At 51.2% G+C, this 4,490-nt stretch carries 4 protein-coding genes and 1 pseudogene; 3 read left to right on the top strand and 2 right to left on the bottom strand.

The genetic code is table 11. The features are described from left to right. Positions 1–327 (top strand): integrase core domain-containing protein (locus BHE85_RS11060; protein WP_146628269.1); only part of this gene is annotated, 327 nt, incomplete at its 5' end. Between the two features lie 18 nt (positions 328–345). Here the strand turns inward: BHE85_RS11060 and BHE85_RS11055 are convergent. Both BHE85_RS11055 and metG read right to left on the bottom strand, forming a co-directional pair. Next, positions 346–564 (bottom strand): annotated as a pseudogene (locus BHE85_RS11055) (WGR domain-containing protein); the annotation flags it as partial. A 140-nt stretch (positions 565–704) separates the two neighbouring features. Further along, positions 705–2,738, bottom strand: a complete 2,034-nt coding sequence (gene metG / locus BHE85_RS11050; RefSeq protein WP_039064055.1) for a methionine--tRNA ligase — start codon at positions 2,736–2,738, stop codon at positions 705–707. Positions 2,739–2,869: 131 nt separating this feature from the next. Here metG and apbC point away from each other — a divergent pair, with 131 nt between their 5' ends. After that, on the top strand, positions 2,870–3,979 hold the full coding sequence (apbC, locus tag BHE85_RS11045; protein ID WP_001005436.1) for an iron-sulfur cluster carrier protein ApbC: 1,110 nt from the start codon (positions 2,870–2,872) through the stop codon (positions 3,977–3,979). Between the two features lie 204 nt (positions 3,980–4,183). Next, on the top strand, positions 4,184–4,490 hold a 307-nt coding region (locus BHE85_RS11040), incomplete at its 3' end, for a transposase (RefSeq protein WP_032219445.1).

Here is a 4,490-nt window from a genome sequence, read left to right as displayed (position 1 = left end):
CTAATCCACCACTCTGATCGAGGTTCACAGTACTGCGCATACGATTACCGGGTCATACAGGAGCAGTCTGGTCTGAAAACATCAATGTCGCGTAAAGGTCACTGTTACGACAACGCTCCGATGGAAAGCTTCTGGGGAACGCTGAAAAATGAGAGCCTGAGCCACTATCGTTTTAATAACCGGGATGAAGCCATCTCAGTAATACGGGAATACATTGAGATTTTCTACAATCGTCAGCGTCGTCACTCTCGTCTGGGGAATATCTCCCCGGCAGCCTTCAGGGAAAAATATCATCAGATGGCTGCTCAAAAAAAGAACAAATGGTAGTGTCCGCTATTGCCAGTACACCTCATTATCCTTCGCTTGCTCCACATACCCCTTCTTCACCTTCTCCGCAATCAGCTTAAGCTCCGCTTTTGCCGCTGCCGCAGCATCTGAAAAACTTTTTATCTGGCTTTGCCCTTTGGTGCCAACTTTTCCCCAACTGATATGCAACTCGTTTCCCTGTTGCTCAACTGCCCAGAATTTATGTGATTTTTCGTCCTGATAGATAAAGTGTCTCATTCTGCATCCCTGTAATTTTATCCAGTTGAATGCAGATGCTACCAGTATTTATGCGGGTTAGAGAGAGACAAAATCGCAAGAAAACAACTTTAGGAATTTATAAAGAAAAGGCGCTGTCGATGCAGCGCCTTGAAGGGGGATTATTTCACCTGATGACCCGGTTTAGCACCGGCATCCGGGCTTAGCAGGAAAATATCTTTCCCGCCAGGACCGGCAGCCATCACCATGCCTTCAGAGATACCGAAGCGCATTTTACGTGGTGCTAGGTTAGCCACCATAATGGTGTGACGACCAATCAGTGCCTGCGGATCCGGGTAAGCAGAACGAATACCGGAGAAGACATTGCGTTTTTCACCGCCGAGATCCAGCGTCAGGCGCAGCAGTTTGTCAGAACCTTCAACAAACTCTGCGTTTTCAATCAGCGCCACGCGCAGGTCAACTTTAGCGAAGTCGTCAAAGGTGATGGTTTCCTGAATCGGATCATCTGCCAGCGGGCCAGTTACCGGCGCGGCAGCGGCTTTTACTTCTTCTTTAGAGGCTTCCACCAGTGCTTCAACCTGCCTCATATCGATGCGGTTATACAGCGCCTTGAACGGATTCACTTTGTGGCCCAGCAGCGGTTGCTGGATACCATCCCAGGTCAGTTCCGTATTGAGGAATGCTTCTGCACGCTCGGTCAGTTTCGGCAGTACCGGCTTCAGGTAAGTCATCAGCACGCGGAACAGGTTGATGCCCATTGAGCAAATTGCCTGCAGGTCGGCATCGCGGCTTTCCTGTTTCGCCACCACCCACGGAGCCTGTTCATCGACATAGCGGTTAGCCAGATCAGCCAGCGCCATGATTTCGCGCACGGCTTTACCAAATTCACGGCTTTCCCACGCTTCACCAATCACTTCAGCGGCATCAGTGAAGGTTTTGTACAACTGCGGGTCAGCCAGTTCGCTTGCCAGCACGCCGTCAAAACGCTTGTTGATAAAGCCCGCATTACGGGAGGCCAGGTTAACCACTTTGTTAACGATATCGGCATTCACACGCTGAACGAAATCTTCCAGGTTGAGATCGATATCATCGATGCGCGAAGAGAGTTTCGCAGTGTAGTAGTAACGCAGGCTGTCTGCGTCAAAATGATTCAGCCAGGTGCTGGCTTTAATAAAGGTGCCGCGAGACTTGGACATCTTCGCGCCGTTCACCGTCACATAGCCATGAACAAACAGGTTGGTCGGCTTGCGGAAGTTGCTGCCTTCCAGCATGGCAGGCCAGAACAGGCTGTGGAAGTAAACGATATCTTTACCGATGAAGTGGTACAGCTCGGCGGTGGAGTCTTTCTTCCAGTATTCATCGAAGCTTACGCTGTCGCCGCGCTTGTCGCACAGATTCTTGAAAGAACCCATGTAGCCAATCGGTGCGTCCAGCCAGACGTAGAAATATTTGCCCGGCGCGTTCGGAATTTCAAAACCGAAGTAAGGTGCGTCGCGGGAGATATCCCACTGTTGCAGGCCAGATTCAAACCACTCCTGCATTTTGTTTGCCACCTGCTCCTGCAACGCATCGCTGCGGGTCCATGCCTGCAACATTTCGCTGAAAGAGGGCAGATCAAAGAAGAAGTGTTCAGAATCACGCATTACCGGGGTAGCGCCAGAAACCACCGATTTCGGCTCGATCAGTTCAGTCGGGCTGTAGGTCGCGCCGCAGACTTCGCAGTTATCGCCGTATTGATCCGGGGATTTACATTTCGGGCAGGTGCCTTTCACAAAACGGTCCGGCAGGAACATGCCTTTTTCCGGATCGTACAGCTGAGAGATGGTGCGGTTTTTAATAAAACCGTTTTCTTTCAGGCGAGAGTAGATAAGTTCTGACAACTGGCGGTTCTCTTCGCTGTGTGTCGAGTGATAGTTGTCATAGCTGATGTTAAAGCCTGCGAAATCAGTCTGATGCTCCTGACTCATTTCGCCAATCATCTGCTCCGGGGTGATACCAAGCTGCTGAGCTTTCAGCATGATCGGTGTACCGTGGGCATCGTCGGCGCAGATGAAGTTGACCTCGTGGCCGCGCATTCGCTGGTAACGGACCCAGACATCAGCCTGGATGTGCTCCAGCATATGGCCGAGGTGGATTGAGCCGTTAGCGTACGGCAGTGCGCACGTCACCAGAATTTTCTTCGCGACTTGAGTCATAGTAGGCATTACTTCTTAATAGTGAAAAGGGGTTAGATAGTACCAAATGGGAAAATGTTAAGTAAGTACTTCTCTATATTCTTCAGGTAAACTATCAGCTGATGGTTTATCTATACAAAAAAGGAGTCGGGATGAACGAACAATCCCAGGCCAAATCACCAGAAGCCTTGCGCGCAATGGTCGCCGGGACACTGGCCAATTTTCAGCACCCAACCCTGAAGCATAACCTCACCACGCTGAAAGCGTTGCACCATGTCGCCTGGATGGACGACACGTTGCATGTGGAACTGGTTATGCCATTCGTCTGGCATAGCGCGTTTGAAGAGTTAAAAGAGCAATGTAGCGCCGAACTGCTGCGTATCACCGGGGCGAAAGCTATCGACTGGAAACTGTCGCACAATATCGCCACCTTAAAACGCGTGAAGAATCAGCCGGGTATTAATGGTGTGAAGAACATCATTGCGGTCAGTTCCGGTAAAGGCGGCGTGGGTAAATCCTCCACGGCGGTAAACCTGGCGCTGGCACTGGCGGCGGAAGGGGCGAAAGTCGGCATTCTGGACGCCGATATCTACGGCCCATCAATTCCCACCATGCTGGGCGCAGAAAATCAGCGTCCAACTTCGCCGGACGGTACCCATATGGCACCGATTATGTCTCATTGCCTGGCAACCAATTCAATTGGTTATCTGGTCACTGACGACAATGCGATGGTGTGGCGTGGACCGATGGCGAGCAAGGCGTTAATGCAGATGTTGCAGGAAACCTTGTGGCCGGATCTCGACTATCTGGTGCTTGATATGCCGCCAGGCACCGGTGACATTCAATTGACGCTGGCGCAAAACATTCCAGTAACTGGTGCAGTCGTGGTCACCACCCCGCAGGACATCGCGTTGATCGATGCGAAAAAAGGCATTGTGATGTTCGAGAAAGTCGAGGTTCCGGTGCTTGGTATTGTCGAGAACATGAGTGTGCATATTTGCAGTAACTGTGGTCACCATGAACCGATTTTCGGTACCGGTGGTGCAGAGAAACTGGCTGAAAAATACCACACACAGCTGCTGGGGCAGATGCCGTTACACATCTCCTTACGTGAGGATCTCGATAAAGGCACGCCAACGGTTATCAGCCGTCCGGAGAGCGAATTTACCGCTATCTACCGCCAGCTGGCTGACCGCGTTGCAGCTCAGCTCTACTGGCAGGGTGAAGTCATTCCAGGCGAGATTTCCTTCCGCGCGGTCTAACGCCTATTAACCATTCTGGTTATTCTTCATACACCGCAGAGATGTTACATTGATGCGGTGTATTAGTTTTTGCCGCATTAATGAACACTTATTTAATACTGCGAATATTCTGCGGACCTTCGTCCGAAACTCTACAAAGTCGATTGATCATGAACCGCCCCGGGAATCCTGGAGACTAAACTTCCTGAGAAAGAGGTAAACAGGATGACTAAAAATACTCGTTTTTCCCCCGAAGTCCGTCAGAGGGCGATTCGTATGGTTCTGGAAAGTCAGGGCGAATATGACTCACAGTGGGCGGCAATTTGTTCCATTGCCCCAAAGATTGGCTGTACACCGGAGACTCTGCGTGTCTGGGTACGCCAGCATGAGCGGGATACCGGAGGCGGTGATGGCGGGCTCACCACCGCTGAACGTCAGCGTCTGAAAGAGCTGGAACGTGAAAATCGTGAACTGCGCCGCAGTAACGATATCCTTCGCCAGGCTTCCGCTTATTTTGCGAAGGCGGAGTTCG

The organism is Shigella sp. FC1567 (assembly GCF_001743015.1).
Taxonomy (GTDB): Bacteria; Pseudomonadota; Gammaproteobacteria; order Enterobacterales; family Enterobacteriaceae; genus Escherichia; species Escherichia coli.
The sequence above is the reverse complement of the archived record's forward strand: the minus strand, read 5'-3'. Positions and strand labels throughout refer to the sequence as shown.